Origin of the sequence: Nocardioides panaciterrulae (assembly GCF_013409645.1) — a bacterium.
In the GTDB taxonomy this organism is placed as follows: Bacteria; Actinomycetota; Actinomycetes; order Propionibacteriales; family Nocardioidaceae; genus Nocardioides; species Nocardioides panaciterrulae.
The window spans coordinates 1,127,982-1,153,063 of the sequence record NZ_JACCBG010000001.1; the positions used below are offsets into that span (position 1 = coordinate 1,127,982).

General features: G+C 72.2%; 25 protein-coding genes. 16 read left to right on the top strand and 9 right to left on the bottom strand.

Going from position 1 to position 25,082, the window contains the following annotated elements; all coding sequences use genetic code 11:
• Position 1: 1 nt before the first annotated feature.
• From BJZ21_RS05270 to BJZ21_RS05285, 4 genes are all read left to right on the top strand, one after another.
• On the top strand, positions 2–1,156 hold the full coding sequence (locus tag BJZ21_RS05270; RefSeq protein ID WP_179662790.1) for a hypothetical protein: 1,155 nt from the start codon (positions 2–4) through the stop codon (positions 1,154–1,156).
• 17 nt (positions 1,157–1,173) lie between these two features.
• The gene (locus BJZ21_RS05275) at positions 1,174–2,292 is read left to right on the top strand and encodes a hypothetical protein (RefSeq protein WP_179662791.1); all 1,119 of its coding nucleotides are present in this window, start codon (positions 1,174–1,176) and stop codon (positions 2,290–2,292) included.
• A gap of 91 nt (positions 2,293–2,383) precedes the next feature.
• Entirely contained in the window at positions 2,384–3,643 is a 1,260-nt protein-coding gene (locus BJZ21_RS05280) for a phospholipase D-like domain-containing protein (protein WP_179662792.1), read from the top strand.
• A gap of 81 nt (positions 3,644–3,724) precedes the next feature.
• The gene (locus tag BJZ21_RS05285) at positions 3,725–4,915 is read left to right on the top strand and encodes an acyl-CoA dehydrogenase family protein (RefSeq protein ID WP_179662793.1); all 1,191 of its coding nucleotides are present in this window, start codon (positions 3,725–3,727) and stop codon (positions 4,913–4,915) included.
• 49 nt (positions 4,916–4,964) lie between these two features.
• Here BJZ21_RS05285 and BJZ21_RS05290 read toward each other — a convergent pair whose 3' ends face one another.
• On the bottom strand, positions 4,965–6,053 hold the full coding sequence (locus tag BJZ21_RS05290; protein WP_179662794.1) for a hypothetical protein: 1,089 nt from the start codon (positions 6,051–6,053) through the stop codon (positions 4,965–4,967).
• A gap of 108 nt (positions 6,054–6,161) precedes the next feature.
• Between BJZ21_RS05290 and BJZ21_RS05295 the strand changes: the two genes are divergently transcribed.
• The 3 genes from BJZ21_RS05295 to BJZ21_RS05305 all read left to right on the top strand — a co-directional run bounded on the left by BJZ21_RS05295 (position 6,162) and on the right by BJZ21_RS05305 (position 8,666).
• Complete coding sequence (locus BJZ21_RS05295) at positions 6,162–6,356, top strand: DUF5302 domain-containing protein (RefSeq protein ID WP_179662795.1); 195 nt, start codon at positions 6,162–6,164, stop codon at positions 6,354–6,356.
• A gap of 195 nt (positions 6,357–6,551) precedes the next feature.
• A complete protein-coding gene (locus tag BJZ21_RS05300; RefSeq protein ID WP_343051969.1) occupies positions 6,552–7,109 on the top strand; it encodes a MaoC family dehydratase in 558 nt (185 codons plus the stop codon).
• A gap of 66 nt (positions 7,110–7,175) precedes the next feature.
• Positions 7,176–8,666 (top strand): oligopeptide:H+ symporter, encoded by a 1,491-nt coding sequence (locus tag BJZ21_RS05305; protein ID WP_179662796.1) that lies wholly within the window; start codon positions 7,176–7,178, stop codon positions 8,664–8,666.
• Here BJZ21_RS05305 and BJZ21_RS05310 read toward each other — a convergent pair.
• The gene (locus BJZ21_RS05310) at positions 8,626–9,840 is read right to left on the bottom strand and encodes an MFS transporter (protein WP_179662797.1); all 1,215 of its coding nucleotides are present in this window, start codon (positions 9,838–9,840) and stop codon (positions 8,626–8,628) included. The genes BJZ21_RS05305 and BJZ21_RS05310 overlap by 41 nt on opposite strands.
• 50 nt (positions 9,841–9,890) lie before the next feature.
• On the opposite strand from BJZ21_RS05310, the gene BJZ21_RS05315 reads away from it, so the two are divergent.
• Both BJZ21_RS05315 and BJZ21_RS05320 read left to right on the top strand, forming a co-directional pair.
• Positions 9,891–10,454 carry a histidine phosphatase family protein gene (locus BJZ21_RS05315; protein WP_179662798.1) on the top strand — a complete coding sequence of 188 codons (564 nt, stop codon included), beginning with the start codon at positions 9,891–9,893 and terminating at the stop codon, positions 10,452–10,454.
• A gap of 31 nt (positions 10,455–10,485) precedes the next feature.
• Positions 10,486–11,121, top strand: a complete 636-nt coding sequence (locus BJZ21_RS05320) for a DUF6758 family protein (RefSeq protein WP_246298453.1) — start codon at positions 10,486–10,488, stop codon at positions 11,119–11,121.
• Positions 11,122–11,131: 10 nt separating this feature from the next.
• On the opposite strand, the gene BJZ21_RS05325 is transcribed toward BJZ21_RS05320, so the two are convergent.
• Entirely contained in the window at positions 11,132–11,935 is an 804-nt protein-coding gene (locus BJZ21_RS05325) for an alpha/beta fold hydrolase (protein WP_179662799.1), read from the bottom strand.
• A gap of 63 nt (positions 11,936–11,998) precedes the next feature.
• Between BJZ21_RS05325 and BJZ21_RS05330 the strand changes: the two genes are divergently transcribed.
• Both BJZ21_RS05330 and BJZ21_RS05335 read left to right on the top strand, forming a co-directional pair.
• Complete coding sequence (locus BJZ21_RS05330; protein WP_179662800.1) at positions 11,999–12,877, top strand: PHP domain-containing protein; 879 nt, start codon at positions 11,999–12,001, stop codon at positions 12,875–12,877.
• A complete protein-coding gene (locus tag BJZ21_RS05335; RefSeq protein WP_179662801.1) occupies positions 12,874–13,491 on the top strand; it encodes a MarC family protein in 618 nt (205 codons plus the stop codon). The genes BJZ21_RS05330 and BJZ21_RS05335 overlap by 4 nt, the downstream gene beginning before the upstream one ends.
• A 45-nt stretch (positions 13,492–13,536) precedes the next feature.
• On the opposite strand, the gene BJZ21_RS05340 is transcribed toward BJZ21_RS05335, so the two are convergent.
• Entirely contained in the window at positions 13,537–14,316 is a 780-nt protein-coding gene (locus BJZ21_RS05340) for an SDR family NAD(P)-dependent oxidoreductase (RefSeq protein ID WP_179662802.1), read from the bottom strand.
• 61 nt (positions 14,317–14,377) lie between these two features.
• Between BJZ21_RS05340 and BJZ21_RS05345 the strand changes: the two genes are divergently transcribed.
• The gene (locus tag BJZ21_RS05345) at positions 14,378–15,196 is read left to right on the top strand and encodes a ParA family protein (RefSeq protein WP_179662803.1); all 819 of its coding nucleotides are present in this window, start codon (positions 14,378–14,380) and stop codon (positions 15,194–15,196) included.
• A gap of 3 nt (positions 15,197–15,199) precedes the next feature.
• Positions 15,200–15,937, top strand: a complete 738-nt coding sequence (locus BJZ21_RS05350; RefSeq protein WP_179662804.1) for a L,D-transpeptidase family protein — start codon at positions 15,200–15,202, stop codon at positions 15,935–15,937.
• Between the two features lie 48 nt (positions 15,938–15,985).
• Here the strand turns inward: BJZ21_RS05350 and BJZ21_RS05355 are convergent, their stop codons facing one another.
• A complete protein-coding gene (locus tag BJZ21_RS05355; protein ID WP_179662805.1) occupies positions 15,986–17,488 on the bottom strand; it encodes a DEAD/DEAH box helicase in 1,503 nt (500 codons plus the stop codon).
• A gap of 159 nt (positions 17,489–17,647) precedes the next feature.
• Here BJZ21_RS05355 and BJZ21_RS05360 point away from each other — a divergent pair, with 159 nt between their 5' ends.
• A complete protein-coding gene (locus BJZ21_RS05360) occupies positions 17,648–18,370 on the top strand; it encodes a ferritin-like fold-containing protein (protein WP_179662806.1) in 723 nt (240 codons plus the stop codon).
• 40 nt (positions 18,371–18,410) lie between these two features.
• On the opposite strand, the gene BJZ21_RS05365 is transcribed toward BJZ21_RS05360, so the two are convergent.
• Both BJZ21_RS05365 and BJZ21_RS05370 read right to left on the bottom strand, forming a co-directional pair.
• A complete protein-coding gene (locus BJZ21_RS05365) occupies positions 18,411–20,258 on the bottom strand; it encodes a CheR family methyltransferase (RefSeq protein ID WP_179662807.1) in 1,848 nt (615 codons plus the stop codon).
• 19 nt (positions 20,259–20,277) lie between these two features.
• Complete coding sequence (locus BJZ21_RS05370) at positions 20,278–21,294, bottom strand: chemotaxis protein CheB (RefSeq protein ID WP_179662808.1); 1,017 nt, start codon at positions 21,292–21,294, stop codon at positions 20,278–20,280.
• Positions 21,295–21,385: 91 nt separating this feature from the next.
• Here BJZ21_RS05370 and BJZ21_RS05375 point away from each other — a divergent pair, with 91 nt between their 5' ends.
• Complete coding sequence (locus BJZ21_RS05375; RefSeq protein WP_179662809.1) at positions 21,386–22,666, top strand: ANTAR domain-containing protein; 1,281 nt, start codon at positions 21,386–21,388, stop codon at positions 22,664–22,666.
• A gap of 30 nt (positions 22,667–22,696) precedes the next feature.
• On the opposite strand, the gene BJZ21_RS05380 is transcribed toward BJZ21_RS05375, so the two are convergent.
• Both BJZ21_RS05380 and BJZ21_RS05385 read right to left on the bottom strand, forming a co-directional pair.
• A complete protein-coding gene (locus tag BJZ21_RS05380; RefSeq protein ID WP_179662810.1) occupies positions 22,697–22,918 on the bottom strand; it encodes a DUF3107 family protein in 222 nt (73 codons plus the stop codon).
• Between the two features lie 76 nt (positions 22,919–22,994).
• Positions 22,995–23,636 carry a TetR/AcrR family transcriptional regulator gene (locus BJZ21_RS05385; RefSeq protein ID WP_425490501.1) on the bottom strand — a complete coding sequence of 214 codons (642 nt, stop codon included), beginning with the start codon at positions 23,634–23,636 and terminating at the stop codon, positions 22,995–22,997.
• Between the two features lie 184 nt (positions 23,637–23,820).
• Here BJZ21_RS05385 and moeZ point away from each other — a divergent pair, with 184 nt between their 5' ends.
• A complete protein-coding gene (gene moeZ / locus BJZ21_RS05390; protein WP_179662811.1) occupies positions 23,821–25,020 on the top strand; it encodes an adenylyltransferase/sulfurtransferase MoeZ in 1,200 nt (399 codons plus the stop codon).
• Positions 25,021–25,082: the final 62 nt, after the last annotated feature.

Sequence of the window (25,082 nt, forward strand, 5' to 3'; positions counted from 1 at the left end):
GGTGGCGCGTCGGGTCTTCGTCCACCCGGGACTGCCCAAGACCGGGACCACCTACCTGCAGTCGCTGCTCTGGGCGAACCGGGCCGCGCTCGCCGAGCAGGACCTGCTCTACCCCGGGCGGTCGCCGCGGCAGCACATGTGGGCGAGCATGGTGGTGCGGGAGCACCCCGGTGTCGCCAACCGCCAGCCGGCGGTCGCGTCCTCGTGGTCGCAGCTGCTGGCGCAGCTCGGGGACTGGGCCGGGACCGGCCTGGTCAGCCACGAGTTCTTCGGCGCCGCCACCGCCGCGCAGGCGTCCGCGGCGCTCGCGGCGATCGAGGCGGGCGGCGAGGTCGAGGTGCACCTCGTGGTCACCGCGCGCGACGTGCTGACGGTCGCGACCAGCTACTGGCAGGAGTACGTCAAGCACGGCTTCGCGGGCGCCGACCTCGACGAGTTCCCGCCCCCGACCGACCCCTGGGACGAGTGGGGCTGGCCGGCCATCGACCTCGAGGGCGTGCTCCGGCGCTGGGCCCCCGGGCTGCCCCCGGAGCGGGTGCACGTCCTGGTGGTCCCCGGCTCCGACGCGCCGCGGGAGGCGCTGCTGCACGAGTTCGCCGCGATCCTGGGCGTCGACGCGACCGGCTTCACCACGACCCGGGCGCGGGAGAACGGCTCGCTGGGCGTGGTCGAGGTCGAGCTGCTGCGCCGGATCGGGCGAGAGCTCGACGGGTTCACCGCCGCGATCGACCGGGGCGTTTGGATCCGCAGCTACCTGAGCCAGGGCAAGCTGGTGCCGCGCCGGGGTGAACGGTTCCTGCCGTCGGGGGAGCGGGTCGCCGAGCTGCGCGCGAGCGCCGAACGGGCCGTGGCCCACGTCCGCGACGCCGGGTTCACCGTCCACGGCGACCTCGAGCGGCTGCTGGTGCCCGAGGAGCTGCCCGAGCTGCGCCACCCGGCGTCGGTCACCGACGCCGAGCTGCTCGACGCGGCGGTCGGGACGATCGCCGGGCTGATGACCGACGTGCGCCGCTTCCGCCGGGAGAACACCGAGCTGCGCAAGCAGGAGGCGGCCCGGGTGGCCGCGGCGGCCCGGGAGGTCGCGGCGGCCCGGGACGGCGGCCTGCGCGGCCGGCTCGGGGACGCCGTACGCCGGCTCCGTCCGCCCCGCCCGTGACCTCTAGGATGGCGCGCATGCCCGGCGACCCGCTGTTCCTCCACATCGGCCTGCAGAAGACGGGCACGTCGTACCTCCAGAGCATCTTCTGGCAGAGCCAGGACGCGCTGCGCGAGCAGGGCCTGGACATGGTGCCGCGGTCCAAGCGCGACACGTTCTGGCTGATGCTGCGCGTCCGGGGCCGCTACAACGCGGAGTTCGACCCGCCGGCCGTGGCCGCGGCGCTGGACCGGCTGCCCGCGGCGCTCGCGCGGGCCACCTCCGGCCGCGCGCTGATCAGCGAGGAGTCGCTGGCGCCCGCCGACCGAGGCCAGATCCGGGAGCTGCTGGAGGCCTGCGCGGGGCGTGAGGTCCACGTGGTCGTCACCGTGCGCGACCTGGCCCGACAGATCCCCTCGGCGTGGCAGCAGACGCTGCAGGGTGGCGGGTCGGAGACCTTCCCCGACTACCTCGACCGCCTTCGCGCGAACGAGGGGAAGCCGAACGGCCGGCTGTGGCGCAACAAGGACGTCGCCGCGGTGCTCGAGCGCTGGCGCGAGTTCGTGCCGCCCGAGCGGATCCACGTGGTGACGGTCCCGCCGTCGGGCAGCGACCCCGAGCTGCTGCTGGAGCGGTTCTGCAGCGTCCTCGGCGTCGACGCCGCGAAGCTGGACCGCGAGGTCGCCAAGAGCAACTCCGCCCTCCGCCACGTGCACGCCGAGGTGCTGCGCCGCGTCAACGCCAACCTCGACCGCAGCCACCGCCGTCGTGACGTCTACGGCGACATCGGCAAGCGCTACCTGGCCGTCCGCGTGCTCGGCGACGGCGGCGGCGAGAAGGTGAAGATGCCCCGGTCGCTGGAGCCCTGGTGCACCGCGGTCTCCCGGCGCTACGTCGACCACATCGCCGAGGGCGGGTACGACGTCGTCGGTGACCTCGCCGACCTGCTGCCGACGGGCTCGGCGTTCGCGGACCGGTCGCCGGAGCCCTCCGGGGACGAGGTGGCCGACGCCGCCAGCGCGGCGCTGGCCACCGTGCTCACCGGTCAGATGGACCGACTCCGCAGCCGGCGGGCCGCCGCGCAGGCCGCTCCGGCCCGGGCCTCGCTGCCGCGTCGGGCCGCGCGCCGGGCGAGAAGGCTGCTGCAGCGCAGCTGAAACGCCCGGGATGCCTGCGGCTGGGTGATGTTCGTGTCGCGTGTGTTCCAATGGATGCCGTTTTGCAGTTATCTGGGGAAGGCCCTGTCACATGCTCCGACGTTTCGGTCTGGCGCTCGCCGTCGGCCTGTCGATCCTGATCCCGGTCACCGCGGCCCAGCCCGGTGTCGCGGCCTCGGGCACGTCCGTGGCCTCCCGGTCGGCCAGCCCGTGGCGGCCGGCGGCCGGCGCGGCGTTCAACAACCCGGTCGGGTCGCCCGCCGAGCGGGCGAACCTGATGCACCGTCTCGGCCTGGCGATCAGGCACACGCACAAGGGCCAGACGATCCGGATCGCGACGTACTCCTTCGACCGCAAGGACATCGCGAACCTCCTCATCAAGGCGCACCACCGCGGCGTGCACGTCCAGATGGTCGTCAACGACAACTGGACGTCGAGGGCCACCACGCACCTGCGCCACGTGCTCGGCCACAACCCGCACAAGAAGCACTTCGTGGTGATCTGCCAGGGCTCCTGCCGCGGTGGCCCGGGCAACCTGCACATGAAGGTCTTCGCCTTCACCAAGACCGGCGCCGCCAGCGACGTGCTGATGACCGGCTCCACGAACCCCACCAACCGCGCGGTCAACCTGCAGTGGAACGACCTGTTCACCGAGATCGGCAACAAGGACCTGTTCTCGACCTTCGTGGGCGTGTTCAACCAGCTGAAGCTGGACAAGAAGGTCACGCCGCGCTGGGTGGAGTACAACGGCACCGGCATGGACGCGACGTTCTACCGCAAGTCCGCCCAGCAGCGCTCCAGCGTGCGGTCCCAGCCCGCCATGAAGGCGCCGGCTCCCGAGGACGACCCGGTCAACCAGCGGCTGAAGAGGGTCCGCTGCCAGGCGGTCAAGGGCGCGGGCATCAAGGGCCACACGGTCGTGCGGATCATGATGTACGCCTGGCAGAACGACCGGGGCAAGTACCTCGCCGACCGGGTCGCCGCGATGCAGCGGCACGGCTGCGACGTCAAGGCGGTCCTGAGCAGGTCGGGTGCCGGCGTCCGCAAGATCCTCGCCGCCGCACACATCCCGATGCGCAGCGCCGACTGGCAGTACAACGACGAGGGCGGCGTCAACTTCTACTCGCACCTGAAGGTGCTGGCGATCAACGGCACCTACGCCCGCAAGCCGACCCACTCGATCTGGACGGGCTCGGAGAACTGGTCGCGGATGTCGTTCCGCAACGACGAGATGATCCTGCACATCGCGAGCACGAAGACCTACCGGCAGTACATCGCGCAGTTCAACCACCTGTGGAAGAGCGAGACGCACCCGATGGACGTGCACCCCACCACCAAGCCTCCCCGGTGACGATCGTCACGAGCAGGCACTGAGGGCCGGAGGCGGCCCTAGACTCCCTCGCATCCCGCAGACCGACGGAAGGCGGCGTCCATGCGCTTGTGCGAGACCGAGGGCCTCTCCGAGGACCAGAACGAGATCCTGAAGGCGGTGCGGAGCTTCGTCGAGAAGGAGATCCTTCCGGTCGCGACGGAGCTCGAGCACGCCGACACCTATCCCCAGGAGATCGTCGACGGCCTCAAGGAGCTCGGCATCTTCGGGCTGATGATCCCCGAGGAGTACGACGGGCTCGGTGAGTCGCTGCTGACCTACGCGCTGTGCGTGGAGGAGATCGCCCGGGGCTGGATGAGCGTCTCCGGCGTGATCAACACCCACTTCATCGTGGCGTACATGCTGATGCACCACGGCACGGAGGAGCAGAAGCGCAAGTACCTCCCGCGGATGGCGACCGGTGAGGTGCGCGGCGCGTTCTCGATGTCCGAGCCCGGGCTGGGGTCGGACGTGTCGGCGATCAAGACCAAGGCCACCCGGCTCGACGACGGCTACGAGATCACCGGCCAGAAGATGTGGCTCACCAACGGGGCCACCTCGACGCTGGTCGCCACCTTGGTGAAGACCGACGAGGGCGCCGACTCGGTCTACAAGAACATGACGACGTTCCTCGTCGAGAAGGAGCCGGGCTTCGGGGAGACCGCTCCCGGCCTGACCATCCCGGGCAAGATCGACAAGATGGGCTACAAGGGCGTCGACACGACCGAGGCGGTCTTCGAGGGCCACCGGATCTCGGCGGACCAGATCCTCGGCGGGGAGCCCGGCAAGGGCTTCTACCAGATGATGGACGGCGTGGAGGTCGGCCGCGTGAACGTCGCGGCCCGCGCCTGCGGCATCGCCCTGCGGGCCTTCGAGCTGGGCATCGCCTACGCCCAGCAGCGGGAGACCTTCGGCAAGCCGATCGCGCAGCACCAGGCGATCATGTTCCGGCTCGCGGAGATGGCGACCAAGGTCGAGGCCGCGCACGCGATGACGGTCAAGGCCGCCCGGCTCAAGGACAAGGGCGAGCGCAACGACGTCGAGGCCGGCATGGCGAAGATGCTGGCCGCGGAGTACTGCAACGAGGTCGTCGAGGACTCCTTCCGCATCCACGGCGGCTACGGCTACTCCAAGGAGTACGAGATCGAGCGGCTCTACCGCGAGGCGGCGTTCATGCTGATCGGCGAGGGCACCAGCGACATCCAGAAGATGATCATCGGCCGCCGGCTGCTCGAGGACTACAAGCTCGGCTGACCGGGCGGGACCACCACGCGACGCCGCGCCAGGGCGGGAAGCGGCAGCCTCAGGGCTGTTTCTTCCCGCCCTTGCGCTTGCCCGCCTTCTTGCCGTTCTTCGGGCCGTTGCCCTGGCCGTTCTTCTGGCCGGCTCCCGCGCGGTCGCGACGCTTGAGCGCCCGGTCGCCGTCGCGGAGCAGCACCGTCAGCCCGGCGAGGGCGGCCTCCCGCTCCTGCTCCGCCGTGACCGCCATCGGGTCGACACCACGGACGTCGAGGGGCTCGAGGTCGGCGAGGTCGCCGATGACGGGGACGCCGAGCTTGGCGATCCTCCTGCTCTCGTCGCCGGAGCGCTTGCGCAGCCACCGGGGAACGGCGAAGCCGATCGGCTCCTCCTCGCCCTTGTGCCGGACCAGCGTGTGCTTGGCGAACGCCTTCACCCGGCGGGTGTAGTCCCGGCGGGACAGGCCGGCGAGCTCGGTGTTGAGCCGGCGCATCAGCACCGCGGAGGCCGCGCCCAGGGACTCGTTCGCGCGCGGCGCGTCGTCCCAGGTGTCGGGCTTGATCCCGGCCGCCTCCGAGAAGCGCTCCCACAGCAGCTCCGGCGGCGCGCCCGGGGGCGGCACGGAGACCACGACGACGTGGTCGACGCCGATGCTCTCGGCCCAGCGCCGCAGGACCCGCGCGGCGCCCTGCTGGTTCCAGAAGTGCCGGCCGGCCTCGTCGTCCTCGTGCTCGACGCCGTGGACGTACTCCGCCCAGGTCCACGTCTTGCGGTTCTTGACGCTCTCCTGCCACATCGCGGGCACGTTGCGGCCGAGGTCGCGCAGCGTGACGACCACGGTCAGCTCGGTCCCCGGGAACTCCTCGACCAGCTGCTGGATGCGCACCGGCCGGATCGGCCCGAGGTACTCCATGGACAAGATCGCGGTCCCGGGATGAGCCTGGATCTCCTCGCGCAGGGCCGCCCACTTGCCGGGACGGGCGTGCGCCATCTCCAGGAAGTCCTGCACGGCGTGGACCTGCCGGGCCCAGCTGGGGCCGGGGAAGAGGATGCCCTGCGCCGCGAGCCGTTCCCGGTTGGCGTTGCACCGGCCCTGGACGAAGGTCGTGCCGGACTTCATCAGCCCCACGTGCAGCACCAGCCGTTCGGCCACCGGCCTGCCTTCCTGACGACGGTCGTGGACGGCTCATCCTCGCACAATTGCCTCGACGCGAGCCGGGCCGGGCTGCGAGGCTGGCAGGACAGACCTGAGGAGGAAGACATGCCCGAGAGCAGTGGCACGAACGGCTCCAACGACGACCTCAAGGCCCGGATGAAGGAGGCGCTGGACCGGAAGAAGTCGAACGACCAGGGTGTGCCTCACGGCGCCCCGGCACCGGAGAAGGCGCATGGCTCCGAGGTCGTGGGCGGCGCCCCGAAGATGCACCGGCGCAAGGCCGGCGGCGGGGGTTCCTGAGGGCAGGCGCAGGGCGCAGAACAGCTCGGAGGGCCTGCCTCAGCAGCTGCCGCAGATCTTCCGAGGCGATCTGCGCGACCCGCCGGGACGTGTCCCGCACGCCGACCGTGAGGTTTCCCACGCGCGCCCCCGCTCGCCGCCGACTTCCGCCACGATGGGCGCGAGCCGTCCGGGGCAACGTCCAGGGATCGAGGAGTGAGCATGCAGTTCGGTCGCAGCTACGAGGAGTTCGAGGTCGGGGCGACGTACAAGCACTGGCCGGGCAAGACGGTCACCGAGTACGACGACCACCTGTTCTGCCTGCTGACGATGAACCACCACCCGCTGCACCTGGACTCCCACTACGCCGAGGAGACCACGCAGTTCGAGAAGAACGTCGTGGTCGGCAACTACGTCTACTCGATCCTGCTCGGCATGAGCGTGCCGGACATCTCCGGCAAGGCGATCGCGAACCTCGAGATCGAGTCGCTGCGCCACGTCGCGCCGACCTTCCACGGCGACACGCTCTACGGCGAGACCCGGGTGCTGGACAAGTGGGAGAGCACCTCGAAGGACGACCGCGGCGTGGTCCACGTAGAGACCATCGGCTACAACCAGGACGGCAAGGTCGTCTGCGTGTTCCGCCGCAAGGTGATGGTGCCGAAGCAGAACTACCTCGAGCAGCGCGGGGGCGAGCAGCCCGGTCGTCCCGTGCCGCAGCCGGACAAGAACTGGCCGGGGGAGACCCCCCAGGGGGACCCCCGGAAGGACTAGGAGTCCATCCCCCAAGCGGGGGGTTGATTTTGGTGTCGTCCCGTGCTTTGTGGCACGGTCCGGCGGGTGAGTTCCGAGAATGAGACGACGCAGACCCCTACGCGGGAGACCCGCACCCGGCGGTCGGCCGACTCCGGCTTCTTCGGCCAGCCGCGTGTCCTCGCCAACCTCTTCGGCGTGGAGATGTGGGAGCGCTTCAGCTTCTACGGCATGCAGGGCATCCTCGCGATCTACCTGTACTACTCCGCCAGCCAGGGCGGGCTCGGCATCACCACCTCGGTGGCGACCGGCATCGTCGGGGCGTACGGCGGCGCCGTCTACCTCTCGACCATCCTCGGCGCCTGGTTCGCCGACCGGGTCATGGGGCCGGAGCGGACGCTGTTCTACTCCGCGGTCGTGGTCATGTGCGGGCACATCGCGCTCGCGCTGCTGCCCGGGCTCACGGGGGTCGGGGTCGGCCTGGGCCTGATCGCCCTCGGCTCCGGGGGGGTCAAGGCCAACGCGACCTCGCTGGTCGGTTCGCTCTACGCCGAGGGTGACGGCCGGCGCGACGCGGGCTTCTCCATCTTCTACATGGGCATCAACGTCGGGGCGCTCGTCGGTCCGCTGCTGACCGGCCTGCTGCAGAAGGGCTGGGGCTTCCACTACGGCTTCGGCCTGGCCGCCGTCGGCATGTTCGTCGGCCTGGTGCAGTACTCCCTCGGCCGCAAGAACCTCCCCGAGGAGACCCACCACGTCCCGCACCCGCTGGAGCCGGCCGCCCGGGTCCGCTACGCCGCCGTCGCCGTCGTCGCGGTGGTCGTCGTCACCGTGCTGGTCATCGTCGGTGTGATCACCGCCGCCCACCTCGCCGGCATCGTGGTCGGGGTCGTGATCGTGGCCTCGGTCGCCTACTTCGCCGTGATCCTCTCCAGCCGGCAGATCACCCGGGTCGAGCGCAGCCGGGTGTGGTCGTTCGTGCCGATGTTCATCGCCAACGCCGTCTTCTGGTCGCTCTACCAGCAGCAGTTCACGGTCGTGGCGATCTACTCCGACAAGCGCCTGGACCGGAACCTCTTCGGCTGGCAGATGCCGGTCTCGTGGGTGCAGTCGATCAACCCCGTCTTCATCATCATCCTCGCGCCGCTGTTCGCGGCGCTGTGGACCAAGTGGGGGTCGCGGCAGCCGTCGACGCCGGTGAAGTTCGGCGTCGCCACCGTCGTGATGGGGGTGGCGTTCCTGCCCTTCCTGCTCATCCCCAGCGGCGCGCACGCCGCCCCGCTGCTGGCGATCGTCGGCATCCTGCTGCTGTTCACCATCGCGGAGCTGCTGATCTCGCCGGTCGGCCTGTCGCTGTCGACCAAGCTGGCGCCCGGCCGCTTCCACACCCAGATGGTGGCGTTGTACTTCCTCTCGGTGGCCCTCGGCACGGCCATGGCGGGCAAGCTCGCGGGCTACTACGACCCGACCGACGAGAGCGGCTACTTCCTCTTCATCGGCCTGGTCGCCATCGCCGTCGGCCTCGTCCTGCTCGCGTTCACGAAGCCGATCCGGCGCCTGATGGCCGGGGTGCACTGACCTCGGGCGCGAAGGCGCGGGCCAGCGGCAGGATCCCCAGCACCAGCACCATCGGTACGGCGAAGCCGAGGCGCAACGAGCCCGCGCCCACCACTCCGGTGAGCACCGCACCGAGCAGCGCGCCGGCGTAGTTGAACTGGTTGAACCGCGCGATCACGGCGTCGACCCGGGCCTGTCGCAGGGCCGGGTCGAGGTCCTGGCCACCGGCCAGCCGGGCGGCGGCGGAGAAGCTCAGCGGCGCGATCACGGCGACGCCGGCACCCAGCACCGTGAACCCCACCACGGCGACCGGCCAGGTGGGCGCGAAGACGACCACGGCGAGCGAGGCCGACGCCACCACCGCGCCGACCCGCAGCACCGGCACCGCGCCGTACCTCCCGACCAGGCCGTCGCCGGCGAGCCGCACCGCGCCGCTGGCCAGCAGGTAGGGGAACGTCGCCAGCGCCACCAGCCCCGAGGGCGTCGCGAAGGTGTGGTCGAGCATCAGCGGTCCCCAGGTCTGGGTCGCGGTGTCGACCATGTAGAAGAGCACCATCCCCAGGCCGACGAGCAGGATCGGACGCCACGGCACCGCGACCGCCGCCGCGGCCTGGGTCGGTCCGTGGTCGCGGCGCAGGAACGGCGCCAGCAGCACCGCCACCGGGACCGCCGCGAGCGCGGCGAGCGCCGGGAGCGGCAACGAGGCGGTGGCCAGCGCCAGGGCCGCCCCCACCACGCCGCCCAGCGTCCAGGCGCCGTGGAACGACGGCAGGATCGGTCGCGCGTAGCGGTGCTCCAGGGCCACCGCCTGCATGTTGGTGGAGGCGTCGACGACGCCCAGCCCCACGCCGTAGACCGCCAGGCCCGCGACGAAGACCGCCCGGTCGGGCGCGGTGGCGAGCACCGGCACCGAGACCGCCAGCAGGCCCAGGCCGGTGCGCAGCAGGGTGGCGCTGTCGCGGCGCGCGGCCACGGTCTCGGCGACCACCGAGCCGGCCCCGGCCAGCAGCACCATCATCAGCAGCAGGCCGGAGAGCACGAGCTCGGAGAGCGCCCAGCGGTCGGAGAAGTCCGGCAGCCGCGTGGTCAGGCTGATGAAGACCAGCCCCTGGGTCGCGAAGGCGGCCGCGGTCGCGGCTCGGGCGCGGCGCAGCGGCCCGGCCCGGCCCGGCGCCGCGGCCGAAGGCGTGCTCATGGGCCGATCGTGGCACGACCTCCACCGCCGCCCGTGCCAGACTCGCGACCATGGGCGAGGTGCAGGTGTGGCTGGTCAGGCACGGCGAGACCGAGTGGAGCCGGGACCACCGGCACACGTCGACGACCGACCTGCCGCTGCTCCCGGACGGTGAGCGGGTCGCCAAGGCGCTGGCCGAGCGGCTGGCCGGCACCGAGTTCGCCCTGGTGCTCACCAGCCCGCGGCAGCGGGCGCAGCGCACCGCCGAGCTCGCCGGCTTCCCGGACGCCGAGGTGGACGAGGACCTGGTGGAGTGGGCCTACGGCGACTACGAGGGCGTGACCACCGAGGAGATCCGGCGCACCGTGCCCGGCTGGACGGTGTGGACCCACCCGTCCCCGGGGGGCGAGAGCCCCGAGCAGGTCGCCGCCCGGCTGGACCGCGTCGTGGCGCGGGTCGGCGGTGCCGCCGGACCGGTGCTCGTCTTCGGGCACGGCCACGCGCTGCGCGCGCTGGCCGCGCGGTGGCTGGGCCTGCCGGTCACCGACGGCCGGTTGTTCCGGCTCGACACCGCGACCGTGTCGGTGCTCGGCCACGAGCGGGAGGCCCCGGTGGTCCTGCGCTGGAACTCTTGACGACGGCCGCGCGCACCTCCACGGTTGTCGCATGTCGCTCGAGGTGGGCTGTCCGCGCTGCTCGACCCCGGTCGCGCGCAGTGGGTCGGCCGGCTGGTCGTGTCCCGAGCACGGACCGATCGAGCCGATGCGCCGACCCCGGGAGGCGTCGTACGACGCGTTCGCCGAGCACCTGCTGGCCGCCGACGGCTTCCCGACCTACCTGCCCTGGCCGCTGAGCCCGGGCTGGAGCGTCAGCGACTTCGCGGTCGTCGGCGAGGACGGCCGGGTCACCGCGACGCTGACCTGCGCCGCGGGCCCCAGCGAGCTCGACGGACCGGTGGACGTGGTGGTGGTCGCCGAGGAGACCGGCACCGGGCTGGGCGCCCGGCTGGCGGGCATCGACCACGACGACCCCGGCCCCGAGGTGGGCCAGGGATCGCCCAGCGTGCGGATCCGGATCGAGAGCCAGGTGGTCCCGCTGTGGCTGGTCTCGATCAGCGCCGGCGACGGCGAGCAGGACCGCTCGGTGCTCGCGGGGGAGGCCCAGGGGCGCTGGCTCTGGCTGGTGCTGCGGCCCGCCTCGGCGATCCTGATGCTGCGCGAGGACTGGATCCTGCGCGACGTCTCGCGGATCGGTGCCCCGCTGCTGGAGACGCCGTTCGGGGGCGCCGCGCCGCTCTGGTGAGGCCGCCGGGTCAGGAGGTGGGGACGAGGAAGCGGGTCAGCACCCGCAGGAACGCGTCGGGGGCCTCGAGGTGCAGGTCGTGGCCGGCGCCGGCCACCGTCACCACCTCGGTGTCCGGCCGCAGCGCGCACATGCTCTCGACCTCACGCTCGCTGAGCGAGCCGTGCTCGCCACGCACCAGCAGCGTCGGCACCCGCACCTGGGACCACTCCTCGAGGAAGGCCCGCTCGTGCACCGTCGCGACCGCCCGGGTCAGCGTCGCCGCGTCCCACTGCGGCCACAGCCCGTCGGCGCGTTCCTCGAGCCCGTCGGCCCAGGCCTCGGCGACCATCCGCGTGGCGCCGAAGAACGCGAGGAACTCCTCGCGGTCGGCGAACGGCACCGGCCACGAGGCCAGCCAGTCGCCGATCCCCCCGGTCCCGGCGACGGTGTCGCCGCCCAGCCCGCCCTCGACCATGACCAGCCGGTCGACCCGCGCCGGCTCCCACGCGGCGAGCAGCATCGCGGTGTGGGCGCCCATCGACTGGCCCACCACCGGCACCTGGTCGACCTGCAGGTCGTCGAGGACCGCGAGCACGTCCGCGACGTACGCCCGCCGGGAGACGTCGTCGGGGCGGCGGGTGCTGCTGCCGTGGCCGCGCTGCTCGACCGAGATCACGCACCAGTCGGCGCGCAGCGCCTCGATGGTCGCGCCCCACTCCAGGGCGTAGCCGCCGAGCCCGTGCAGGAGCACCACGATGGGCTTGTCCTCGGCGGTGTCGTAGTACCAGATCTCCGCGTCGGCGCGCTCGACGCGACCCCAACCGGCGCTCATGTGGCGAGTCTGGCACCCCCGCGGAATCCGCGGGAGCCCCCTCCACCTCCTAGCATTCGGACCGTGCGTATCGACCTCCACACCCACTCGCGGGCCAGCGACGGCACGCAGAGCCCGGAGGAGCTCGTCCGGGCGGCGTCGGCCGCGGGCCTGGACGTGCTGGCGCTCACCGACCACGACACCGCCGAGGGCTGGGCCGAGGCCGCCGCGGCCGCCACCCGGTGCGGGATCGCGCTGGTGCCGGGGATGGAGATCAGCACCCGTCACGACGGGCGCGGGGTGCACCTGCTCGCCTACCTGCCCGACCCCACCCATCCGGCGCTGGTCGCCGAGCTCGACCGGATCCTGGAGGGCCGCAGCTCGCGGCTGCCGGTGATGCTGGAGCGGTTGCGCGAGCTCGGCATCGACATCGGCGACGAGGACGTGGACCGGGTCGCGGGCGACGCGGTCGCCGCGGGGCGGCCGCACGTCGCCGACGCCCTGGTCGAGCTGGGGGTGGTCGCGGACCGCTCCGAGGCGTTCCGCCGCTACCTGAGCGCGGGTCGGCCCGCCTATGCCAACCGGTACGCCGCGCCCCTGGAGCGGATGCTCTCGATCATCGACGCCGCGGGCGGGGTCAGCGTGATCGCGCACCCGTGGGGACGGCACGGTCGGCAGGAGCCCGACGAGGCCACGATCGCCGGCCTCGCCGAGGTCGGCCTGACCGGGATCGAGGTGGACCACCAGGACCACGACCAGGACGCGCGCGAGCGGCTGCGGGCCATCGCCCGCAACCTCGACCTGGTGGCCACCGGCTCCAGCGACCACCACGGCACCGGCAAGGTCGACCACGAGCTGGGCTGCAACACCACCGCCCCCGACCAGCTCGAGCGGCTGCTGGAGCTCGCCGGCCGGGCGGCCGCCCGCTCCGGCCGGGAGACCCCGCAGGTGGTGGGCGGGTGAGCGCGGTGATCGACACGTTGCTGCTCACCGAGGTCTTCGTGACGCTGTTCGTGATCATGGACCCGATCGGCACCATCCCGATCTTCTTGTCCCTCACCTCCGGGCGGTCCGCGGCCACGGCGCGGAAGTACGCCTGGCAGGCGGTCGCGGTGTCCTTCCTGGTGATCGCGATCTTCGCGTTCTTCGGCCAGCAGATCCTGGGCTACCTCGACATCTCGCTGCCCGCGCTGCAGTGCGCCGGCGGCCTGCTGCTGCTGCTGGTGGCGCTCGAGCTGCTGACCGACCAGGAGAAGGAGCCCACCGCGTCCGTCGGCTCCAACGTCGCCCTGGTGCCACTGGGCACGCCGCTGCTGGCCGGCCCCGGCGCCATCGTGGCCACGATGGTGTTCTCCCGGCAGGTCCACAGCGGGCCGGAGTTCCTGGCGGTCGGCCTCGGGGTCGTCGCCGTGCACGTGTGCCTGTGGGCCGCGATGCGCTTCTCGCTGCCGATCCTGCGCCTGATCCGCGAGGGCGGGGTGCTGCTGGTCACCAGGATCTCCGGCCTGCTGCTCTCCGCGATCGCGGTCCAGCTCGTCGCCGACGCGGTCCGCGCGTTCATCGCCGGCGAGGGCTGACCGGGCACCCGGGAGCGCCCCGGGGCGCCCTCTCGCGCTGCCGGCCTACTTCCGGCCGACGGCCTGGAACCGCTGCAGGAGGCCGCGCGGGACCAGCCGGGCGACCGTGGCGACCGCCTTGTAGCGCTTGCTCGGGATCGACAGCGCCCGGCCGCGGTCGAAGTCGGCGAGCGCCTCGGCGACCAGGTCGTCGACGTCGAGCCACATGAAGGACGGCGCGGAGTCGCGGCGGACGTCCATCCGCTCGTGGAACTCGGTGCGGGTGAAGCCGGGGCACAGCGTCATCACGCGCACACCGCGGGGGCGGTACTCCGCGGCGGCCCAGGAGCCGAAGCTGTTCACCCAGGCCTTGGCGGCGCTGTAGGTGCCGCGGGGGAGGAACGCCGCGACGCTGGAGACGTTGATGATCCCGCCGTGACCGCGCCGGACCATCGGGCCGAGCGCGGCGTGGCTGAGCCGCAGCACCGCGGTCACCAGGACGTCGAGCATCGCGTTCTCCGCGTCCACGGTGTTGTCGAGGAAGCGCTTCCTCAGCCCGAAGCCGGCGTTGTTGACCAGCAGGTCGACCGGTCGGTCGGGGTCGGCCAGCCGGGCCTCGACCCGGGCCAGCGAGGCGCGGTCGACCAGGTCGGCGGCGAGCACCTCGACGGCCACGCCGTAGGCCGACCGCAGCTCGGCGGCGACCGCCTCGAGCCGCTCCTCGTCGCGGGCGACGAGGACCAGGTCGTGCCCGCGGCGAGCCAGCTGCACCGCGAAGGCGTGGCCGATGCCCGCGGTCGGGCCGGTCACCAGGGCGGTGCCGGGGAGGGGTCGCGTCTCAGACATGTGGCCAAGCAAACAGGTGTCGCCGCGATTCGGGCAAGCCGGTCGGGCATGATGTCGACCGATGACCACCACACTCGCGGTCGCCAACCAGAAGGGCGGCGTCGCCAAGACGACCACGGTCGCGTCGCTGGGCGCCGCGCTCGCCGAGCTGGGCCACCGGGTGCTGCTCGTCGACCTCGACCCGCAGGCCTGCCTGACCTTCTCCCTGGGCATCGACCCGGAGGACCTCGAGCTCTCGGTCCACCACGTGCTCACCAAGGGCCTCGACCCCACCGAGGTGATCATCGAGACCGAGGACGGGGTCGACCTGCTGCCGGCGACCATCGAGCTGGCCCGCGCGGAGGCGGAGCTGCTGACCCGCACCGGGCGCGAGCATGTCGTGAAGTCGGTGCTCGAGGGGCTGGAGGAGGACCTCGCCGACGAGTTCTACGACTGGGTGCTGCTGGACTGCCCGCCCTCGCTCGGCGTGCTGACCGTCGCGGCGCTCACCGCCGCCGACGGCGTCCTGGTGCCGCTGCAGTGCGAGACCCTCTCGCACCGTGGGGTGGGCCAGCTCCTCGACACGGTCCACGACGTACGCCGGTTCACCAACCGCCGGCTCGAGGTGTGGGGCGTGCTGCCGACGCTGTACGACGGCCGCACCAACCACGCGCGCACGGTGCTGGAGACGATCAGCGACACCTACGACCTCGAGGTCGTGGAGCCGCCGATCCCCAAGACGATCAAGTTCGCCGAGGCGCCCGCCGCGGGCCGGTCCATCCTGGCCACCAACCGCAGCAACAAGGGCGCCCAGGCCTACCGCGAGGTGGCCGCCAACCTGGTCGAGCGGAGCACGCGGCCGCGCCGCGCCGCGCGCAAGGCGTCGACGAGGAGGAGCTGAGCCGTGGGGCGTCACCGTGAGCAGCAGACCCGGGCCCGCTACGGGCGGATGGCCGTGCTCGGCTCCTCGGCGACCGTCACGCTGGTCGCCGTGCTCGGCGGGACCGGCATCCTGCCCTCCGCCGCCACCGACCACCCGGCCGCCGCGCGGGCGGGCCACCTGATCGCGGCGCCGAGCCCGACGACCCCGCCGAGCGCGACCACCCGGGGACCGCAGGGCCCGGACCGGGCGGCCGACCGGCCGGCCGCCGTGGCGCTGCGCCCCGGGCGCGCCCACAGCGGGATCAGCAGCCCGGGCAGCCCCGACGCCGTCGAGGTGCGCGACCGGACCACGCGGGACGCCGCGCTGCCGCTGCGCTCCGGCGAGGGCCGGCGGATCGTGTTCAGCCAGAACCGCCAGCGGGTGTGGCTGGTCGGCGCGCACGACCGGGTGCGGCGGACCTACCCGGTCAGCGGCAGCGTCACCGACAACCTCGCGCCGGGCACCTACGCGGTCTACTCGCGCTCCGAGCAGGCGTGGGGCATCGACGACTCCGGCACGATGAAGTACTTCGTCCGCTTCGCCCACGGGCAGAACGCCGCGATCGGGTTCCACGACATCCCGATCAAGGACGGTCACCTGCTCCAGTCGGTCGCCGACCTGGGCACGCCGCAGTCCCACGGCTGCATCCGCCAGCGGCGCACCGACGCGATCGCGCTGTGGCGCTTCGCCCCGGTGGGCACCACCGTCGTCGTGGTGTGACCCCGGCGGCCGCGCAGCTCGCGCGGCCCGGCCCCCGGGGCCGAGAGCTCAGTCGGACGAGGCGGGCGCGGCGTCCGCCGCGCCGGAGCCCGAGCCGGACGGGCGGCGGCGCCGACGGTTGCGGCTGCGTCCGGCGCCCTCGGGGCGCTGGCCGCCCTCGGAGTCCTGGCCCTCGGGGCCGCTGGCCGCACTGGCGGTGGCCTCCGCGCCCTCGACGGTCTGGCCACTGCGGCTGCGGGTGCGGCTCCGGTTGCGGCTGCGGGACGGGCGGTCGCCGGAGCGCTCCGTGCGCTCGGAGCGGTCGGAGCGCTCGGGCCGCGGCGAGCGCTCGCGCGGGGGCGCCTCGACGAGCCGGCCCTTCGTGCCGGGCGCGATGCCGAGGTCGTGGAAGAGGTGCTCGGAGGTGGAGTAGGTCTCCTGCGGCTCGTCGAAGGGCAGGTCGAGGGCCTTGTTGATCATCTTCCAGCGGTGCAGGTCCGCCCAGTCGACGAAGGTCACCGCGACGCCGGTCGCGCCGGCCCGGCCGGTGCGGCCGATCCGGTGGACGTAGGTCTTGTCGTCCTCGGGGCAGGTGTAGTTGATGACGTGGGAGACGCCGGCCACGTCGATGCCGCGGGCCGCGACGTCGGTGGCGACGAGGACCTGGATCTTGTCCTCGCGGAACCGCGCCATCGCCCGCTCGCGGGCCGCCTGCTGCATGTCGCCGTGCAGCGGGCTGGACTTGAAGCCGCGCTCGGCCAGGTCGTCGGCGATTCGCTGCGCCTGGCGCTTGGTGCGGGTGAAGACGATGACCTTGCCGGCGTCGTCGGCCTGCAGGATCCGGCCGACGATCTCGGGCTTGTCGAGGTCGTGGGCCTGGAAGATGAACTGCGCGGTGGCGGGTACGGTCGCGTTCTCGTAGGACGACTCCGCGCGGATGTTCATCGGGTGCCGCATGTGGATGCGGGCCAGCGACACGATCGCGGCGGGCATCGTGGCCGAGAACAGCATGGTCTGCCGGGTCTCGGGGGTCATCTTCAAGATCCGCTCGACGTCGGGCAGGAAGCCCAGGTCCAGCATCTCGTCGGCCTCGTCGAGCACCAGCGCGTGCACGTGGGAGATGTCGAGGGCCCGGCGGTTGGCCAGGTCGATGAGCCGGCCGGGGGTGCCGACGACGACGTCGACGCCCGACTCGAGCGCCTCGAGCTGGGACTCGTAGCCAACGCCGCCGTAGACGGTGAGGACGCGCAGGCCGCGGTCCTTGCCGGCCAGCGCGAGGTCGCTGGAGACCTGCAGCGCCAGCTCACGGGTCGGGGCGACGACCAGGGCCTGGGGCTTGCCCTGCGGCAGCTCGGCGTAGTCGGGGTCCTTGGGGGAGACGCTGCGCTGCAGGACCGGGATGCCGAACGCCAGCGTCTTGCCGGTGCCGGTGCGGGCCTGGCCGATCAGGTCGGTGCCCATCAGGGCGACCGACAGGGTCATCTCCTGGATGGCGAAGGGGGTCGTGATGCCGGCGCGCTCGAGCGCGTCGCAAATCTCGGGAAGGACCCCGAGCTCTCGGAACGTGGTCACGTCTTCTGCTTTCGTGAGTAGCTGCTGCGGAAGGACTTCATCCGGGCGGAAGACTCACTCAAGCGCTCTCAAGGGCCTGCCGCGCACATGCCTGGCACGCTTCCCGCCGGTGGCGGGCGCGACGATGGTTCCTCTGCACTGTATCGGTAGGGTGCGCGCATGCCCGAATCGCCCGAATCGTCGGCGCGCGCCGCCCAGCCCGACTGGCCGCCGGCCCTCCAGGACGCCGAGTACCGCGAAGCCGTGGTGGACCTGCTCGGCGCCATCGCGTACGGCGAGATCTCGGCCTTCGAGCGCCTCGGCGAGGACGCCAAGCTGGCCCCCGACCTGCAGGACAAGGTGGCGATCGGGGCGATGGCCACCGCCGAGTTCGGGCACATCGGCCCGCTGCTGGACCGGCTGGCCGAGCTCGGCGCCGACCCGTACGCGGCGATGGCGCCGTTCCGCTCCGCGATCGACCTCTTCCACGAGCACACCGCGCCGGCCGACTGGTACGAGGGCCTGGTCAAGGCCTTCGTCGGCGACAACCTGGCCAACGACTTCTACCGCGAGATCGCGGCCTACCTCGACGCCGACACCCGTGACCTGGTGGTGGCCTCGCTGGAGGACAGCGGGCACTCGGCGTTCGTCGTCGACCGGGTCCGCGCGGCCATCGCCGCCGAGCCCCGGCTGGGGGGACGGCTCGCCCTGTGGGGCCGGCGGCTGATGGGCGAGGCGCTCACCCAGGGGCAGCGGGTCGTCGCGGAGCGCGACGCCCTCTCGGCGCTGCTGGCCGGGGGAGTGGACCGGCCCGGACTCGACCTGGCCGCGATCGGCCGGATGTTCGCCCGGCTGACCGAGCGGCACGCCGAGCGGATGGCCGAGCTCGGCCTCGACTCCTGACCGCGTACTCCTGACGGCGTCAGGCACCGACAGCCCGGGCTCAGGCCTCGCCGACCACGTCCATGGCCAGCATCACGGCGGGCGAGGACGTCCCGGCGTCCCGGATCATCGCGATCGTGACCCGCACGTCGATGGGCCGGCCGCGCCGGTTCACCGCCCGCAACACCTGGGACTCGGGCTCCGCGTCGTGATCGCCCAACCGCGTGCGGATGGGCTGGCGGAGCGAGTCGAGCGGCAGCCCGATGTCCAGGCTGAGCAGTGGCTCCCCGATCGCCTCCTCGGAACGGACCCCCCAGAGGTCCTCGGCCCGGGCGTTCCAGGCCAGGACGCGTAGGTCTCGGTCGACCACCACCACCCCGGAGCTGAGACTGCCCAGGACCGCGGTCATGAACTTGTTCATCCGGTCCACCTGGTCCTGCTGGTCCTGCAGGGCCTCGTTGCTGTACTGGAGCTCGTCGTTCATCGACTGCAGCTCCTCGTTCATCGTCTCCAGCTCCTCGTTGGTGCTCTGGAGCTCCTCGTTGGTGGTCTCCAGCTCCTCGACCGTGCTCTGGAGCTCCTCGTTGGTGGTCTCGAGCTCCTCGTTGGTGCTCTGCAGCTCCTCGTAGGCCGTCGCGAGCTGGCGGTTGGCGTACTGGAGGTCCCGCTGGAGCTGGCGGTACTGCGTGACGTCGTTGAAGATGATCGTCGCCCCGAGATCGGCGCCGTTCTCGTCGCTCATCGGCAGGAACTGGACGTCGAACGACGTCGTCTCGGTCCCTCTCACCCACTCGACGTCGCGCAGCCAGACCGGGCGACGTTCGGCGGCGGCCTGGTCGAGGTGGCCGCGCAGCTCGGTCGGTCGGTAGGAGACCTCGAGGTCCTGGATGGGGCGGCCGAGGTCCCGGGCCCCGAGCCCGAACAGGTGGTTCGCCCGGTGGTTGGCCAGCGTGAGCCTGCCCTGGGAGTCCAGGACGATCTGGGCGGCTGCCGACGACATGAAGGCGGCGCGCTGGAGCCGGGTCTGCTCGCCCTTGCTCAGCTCGGGCCCGTCCGACGCGGCGAGCGTGGTGAGGGCCCGGCGGTCGCGGCGCCCGGTGGGCACCTTGCGGAAGAACCGTCGCTTCAGGTCGACCGGGCGAAAGCTTCCCGAGTGGCCGAGCAGCATCTCGGCCTTGCCGAGGAACAAGATGCCGTCCGGCTTGAGACCGAAGTGGAGACGGCCGAGGATCTGCGCCTGGGTCTCGGCGTTGAAGTACATCAGCGTGTTGCGGCACGCGAGGATGTCCACGTTCGAGATCGGTGCGTCCTGGATCAGGTCGTTGCGCCCGAAGATCACCGAGCGGCGCAGCTCCTTGCGGAACGCGAACCGGCCCGCGGCGCTCTCGAAGTACTTCTCCCGCAGCCCCGCAGGCACCGACTCGAGCTCCTGGGCGGAGAAGGTGGCCTGGCGGGCCTGAGCCAGCGCCTCCTCGTCGACGTCCGTGGCGTAGATCTTCACCCGCTCGCGGTACTCCTCCACGCCGAGGGCCTCGGCGAAGACCATGCCGAGGGTGAAGGCCTCCTGGCCCGAGGCGCAACCGGCGCTCCACGCCCGGATCGGCTGGCCCTCACGCACGGCCAGCAGCTCCGGGATGACCTTCTCCCGCAGGAAGTCCCACGCGTCGGGGTCTCGGAAGAAGCTGGTCACGTTGATCAGGATCGTGTTGAACAGGGCCGTGAACTCGTCCGGGTGCACGAGGAGGTGGTCCTGGTACTCGTCGAAGTCGGTGAGGCCGACGACGGCCATGCGGCGTCGGATGCGGCGCTCCAGGCTGGCGCGCTTGTACCCGGTGAAGTCGAATCCGCGCTGTTCCTTGATGTGCTCGAGGAGTGACTCGAGGCCCGGGTCGACACGGGCGTTGGACATGGACGGCTTCCTCCTGTGCTCAGACCGACGACTGAGCAGAGATCGTGCCACCGATGTTGTCGATCAGCTCGCGCACCAGCTCGGCTGCGCGGATCGCGTCCTCCTCGGTCCGGCGGAACCGGGTCGCCGTCAGGTCGTGTCCACCGGCCGAGGCGCGGGCGCTGAGGTCCCTGTTGAGGGCGGCCTTCTCCTCCAGGCTCCGCAACGCCATCCACAGCGCGCTCTCGAGCGACACGGTCTGGCGCGCGACCAGGCTCTCGGGGGACCAGGCGTGCCCCACCCGGCACCGGTAGCGCACGAGCGGGCCCTCGGTGATCTCGAAGAGCGCGCCGTGGCAGTCCGGGCAGGCGAAGCCCGAGGGCGTGCCGGGACGGTCGGGGTCGTGCATGGCCCCGGGGGCCAGGTCAGCCATGGCGGTCTCCATGTTCATCAGCGGTGTCGGGGCGGGGACCGGCTCCGGTGGCGCCTTCACCAGTCGGGCCAGCTCGGTGGCGATCGCCGCCGCCGGCAACACCTGGTCGACGGCGGCGGCGGTCGCCGCCGCGCGCGGCATGGCGTCGAACAGCGCCTCGTCGAAGTCCTGCACGAGGCCGACCCCGCCCTGCTGCCTGACCGCCACCATGCCGGCGGCCCCGTCGTCGAGGGAGCCCGAGAGCACGACCGCGACCACGCGGGGGCCCTGCGCCCTCGCGGCGGACCGGAACAGGACGTCGATGGCGGGACGGTGACCGTTCTCCTGGGGCCCTCGGGTCAGCGTGACCACGCCGTCCGCGACGACGAGGTGGCGGTCGGGGGGCGCGACGAGGATCGTGCCCCCGGCGAGCGGCTCGCCCTCGACCGCGTGCCGCGCGGGCAGCGGGCCGGCACGCGCCAGGATGGCCGGCAGGGCGCTGGCGCCGCTCGGCGGCACGTGGAGCACCACGAGGACGCAACCCGGGAAGTCGGCCGGCAGCGCGGCGGCGAGCTCGCGCAACGCCTCGACACCTCCGGCCGAGGCACCGACCACGACGACGGTGGGACGCGAGACCTCGGTCACCGGACGTCGCCTCCTCGGGCTTGTACGATGCGAAGAGTCGGGGCCGTCAGCGGCGCGGCGGCGCCGCGAGCTCCACTAGGGAGATTCTGTCATGGCGGACCACACCGAGCACGACCCGATCTGGAGGTCGGCGACCTTCGCGAGCGAGCTGAGCGCTCTCCGTCGACGTGTCGACGAGGCCAGGCTGGCGGGCGCCGGTGACTCGCGCCTGTTGGTCGAGGATCTCGACACGGCCTACGAGGAGCTGCGGGTCGCCGACGCGGACCTGCGCGCCCAGCAGGAGCACATCGTCGGGCTGCTGCGGGACCAGCGTGCGGTCGCGCTCCAGCACGAGCGCACGATCTCGCTGGTCCCGGTGCCAGTGGTCTCCACCGACCGCTTCGGTGTCATCCGCGCCGTCAACTCCGCGGCCGCCACGCTGGTCGGCGCCGGGATCGCCGACCTGGTCCGGAAGCCGCTCGCCGTCCTGGTCGCCCCCGAGGGTCGGCAGGCACTGCGCGACCTCCTCAGCCGGGTCCCCGCCGAGGGGGAGACCGCTCGCTGCCGGCTCGCGGTGCGGCGCCGAGACGGGGACACGGTCGACGTCGAGGCCTTCGCCTCGGCGCTCCCGGGGCACCCGGTCGAGCTCGTGTGGATGCTGCTGGACGCCGACGTGGCGAGCACCGGGTCCGGGGCGGGGCTGCCGCAGGCCGTGATCGACCTCGCCTCACTGCCGGCCCGGCACACCGAGGCCCCCGAGCTCCTCAGGGAGGCCGTGGGCGTGTGCCGGCAGCTCCTCGGGGACGAGATCGAGGTCAGCGTCGCGCTGGGGGACCCGGGGGCGCCCCTGCTCGTGCTGACCTCGTCACAGGAGTCGCGAGAGCTCGACGAGGGGCAGGTGTCCGCTGCTGCCGGGCCGCAGCTGGCGGCACACGCGTCCGGAGTCCTCATCACGACCGACGACATGTCCGACGACCCGCGGTGGCCGGCGCTGCGCGGCCGGATCCACGGTGAGCTTCGAGCCGCCGCGAGCGCGCCGTTCGAGTTCGGGACCGGTGAGGTGGGTGTGCTGAGCGTCTACGCCGCCCGGCACGGCCTGTCGGCGCCGCTGGTGGAGCAGGTGGTGCTGCTGGCCTCGGCGATCGGCACCGCTCTTCACGAGCTCCGGGCCCGCGACGAGCTGCAGGAGATGGCCCAGCAGCTGCAGACGGCGCTGGAGGCCCGTCCGGAGATCGAGCAGGCCAGGGGCATCGTCATGGCCGAGCGGCGCTGTGACGCGGACGCGGCGTTGCGGCACCTGTTGGACCTCAGCAGCGCCCGGCACATGGAGCTGGGCGACCTGGCACGCGAAGTCGTGGACGAGATGTCGGCCGGCGGTCCGCCCCGCCTCTGACGTACGCCGCCGGCCGCAGCGGGCGACGTCTCAGCTGCGGAAGCCGACCGCCCCGACGACGCCGCCGCCGATCTCGACGTAGGCCAGCTTGTCGGCCGGAACCACGACCTTGCGGTGCTTGCTGTCGGTGAGCACGAGGACGCCGCCGGAGGCGACCGCCTCGGTCACGGTCTTCTCGACGCTCTCGGCGCTCTCGTCGGTGTCGACGACGAGCTCTCGGGGGGCGTGCTGGACGCCGATCTTGACCTCCACGGTCGGATCCTTTCGGGTCGGCTGGGTCCGGACCACGCGGGCCCGGCTGGTGTCCGGGACTGGGTCCGGGCCGGGTTCAGTGTTCGTCGGTGAGCGGGTAGCCGCGGATGCCGCGCCAGGCGAGCCCGGCCACGAGTGCGGCCGCGTCGGCCTTGGAGATGCCGCCCCCGCCCTCCGACAGCCAGAACCGGGCGCTGACCTGGGCCATTCCCACGAGCGAGACCGCCAGCAGGCGCGAGGGGTGGTCGGGCAGCCCGGTGTCGTCGTGGATGACGTGCGCGATCATCGAGGCGCACTCGCTGGTCACCCGGTCGACCTGGGCGCGCACGGCCGTCTCGTTGGTGAGGTCGGACTCGAACACCAGGCGGAACGCGCCGGTGTCGCCGGCGACGTACTCGAAGAACGCGTCCATCGTGGCCGCGACCCGCTGCTTGTTGTCCTGGGTGGACTCCAGCGCCTGGCGGCAGTGGTCAATGATCAGGTCGCAGGAGGCGTCGAGCAGCGCGAGGTAGAGGTCGAGCTTGCCGGGGAAGTGCTGGTAGAGCACCGGCTTCGAGACGCCGGCGCGCTCGGCGATGTCGTCCATCGCCGCGGCGTGGTAGCCCTGCGCGACGAACACCTCCAGGGCGGACTCGAGCAGCTGGGCGCGACGCTCACGCCGCGGCATGCGGCCGCCGCGGGGCCGCGAGGTGGCGGTGTCGTAGTGACCGGCGCTCAACGCATGCTCCTCGACCTCGGCTCGGTGCGGGTCGCCCCGCGAGGTCGCAGCCTACCCGCTGGTCACCTCGGTCCGGATGGCGGACCGCGTGCGGCGGGACACGGCGCCGCCGGGAACATGGCAGGTGCCGAGGCTGTTGTGCCGAGCAGACCCGGAGACCGAGAACAAGTTCGAGGAGCGTGCTGTGCCCTTTCCCCCACTCGTGGAGCCGGCCGACGAGCTGACCATCGACGAGGTGCGGCGCTACAGCCGGCACCTGATCATCCCCGACGTCGGGATGGCCGGCCAGAAGCGGCTGAAGAACGCCAAGGTCCTCGTGATCGGGGCCGGAGGCCTCGGCAGCCCGGCGCTGCTCTACCTGGCCGCGGCCGGCGTGGGCACGCTCGGTATCGCGGAGTTCGACGAGGTCGACGAGTCGAACCTGCAGCGCCAGATCATCCACGGCCAGTCCGACATCGGGAAGTCCAAGGCGGTGTCGGCCAAGGAGTCGATCGCCGAGGCCAACCCCTACGTCGAGGTGGTGCTGCACGAGCAGCGCCTGGACAACGACAACGTCATGGACGTCTTCCGCGGCTACGACCTGATCGTCGACGGGACCGACAACTTCGCGACCCGCTACATGGTCAACGACGCGGCGTACTTCCTCGGCATCCCCTACGTGTGGGGCTCGATCTACCGCTTCGACGGCCAGGCCTCGGTGTTCGCGCCGACGCTCGGCGACGAGGCGCCGTGCTACCGCTGCCTCTACCCCGAGCCCCCGCCGCCGGGCATGGTCCCCAGCTGCGCCGAGGGCGGCGTGCTGGGCGTGCTGTGCGCCAGCGTCGGCGCGATCCAGGTCAACGAGGCCATCAAGCTGCTCACCGGCGTCGGCGACCCGCTGGTCGGCAAGCTGATGATCTACGACGCCCTGGAGATGGAGTACCGCAAGCTGAAGGTCCGCAAGGACCCCAACTGCGCGCTCTGCGGTGCGAACCCCACGGTCACCGGGCTCATCGACTACGACGCCTTCTGCGGGGCGATCTCCGAGGACGCCGCCGACGCGGCCGCCGGCTCGACCATCTCGGTGACCCAGCTCGAGCACATGCTCAAGGAGCGGGAGAACGGCGAGCGCGACTTCGTGCTCGTCGACGTCCGAGAGCCCAACGAGTACGAGATCAACAAGATCCCCGGCTCGGTGCTGATCCCCAAGGGCGAGTTCCTCAACGGCAACGCGCTGGGTCAGCTGCCCAGCGACAAGCAGGTCGTGCTGCACTGCAAGAGCGGCGTCCGCTCCGCGGAGGCGCTGGCGGTGCTCAAGGGCGCCGGCTACGCCGACGCCGTGCACGTGGGCGGTGGCGTGGTCGCCTGGGTCAACCAGGTGGACCCGAGCCAGCCGTCGTACTGACCCCCACCACTGCCCCGCCCGCGGCGCGGGCGGGGCAGTGGGAGCCCGTGGGCTAGGTTGAC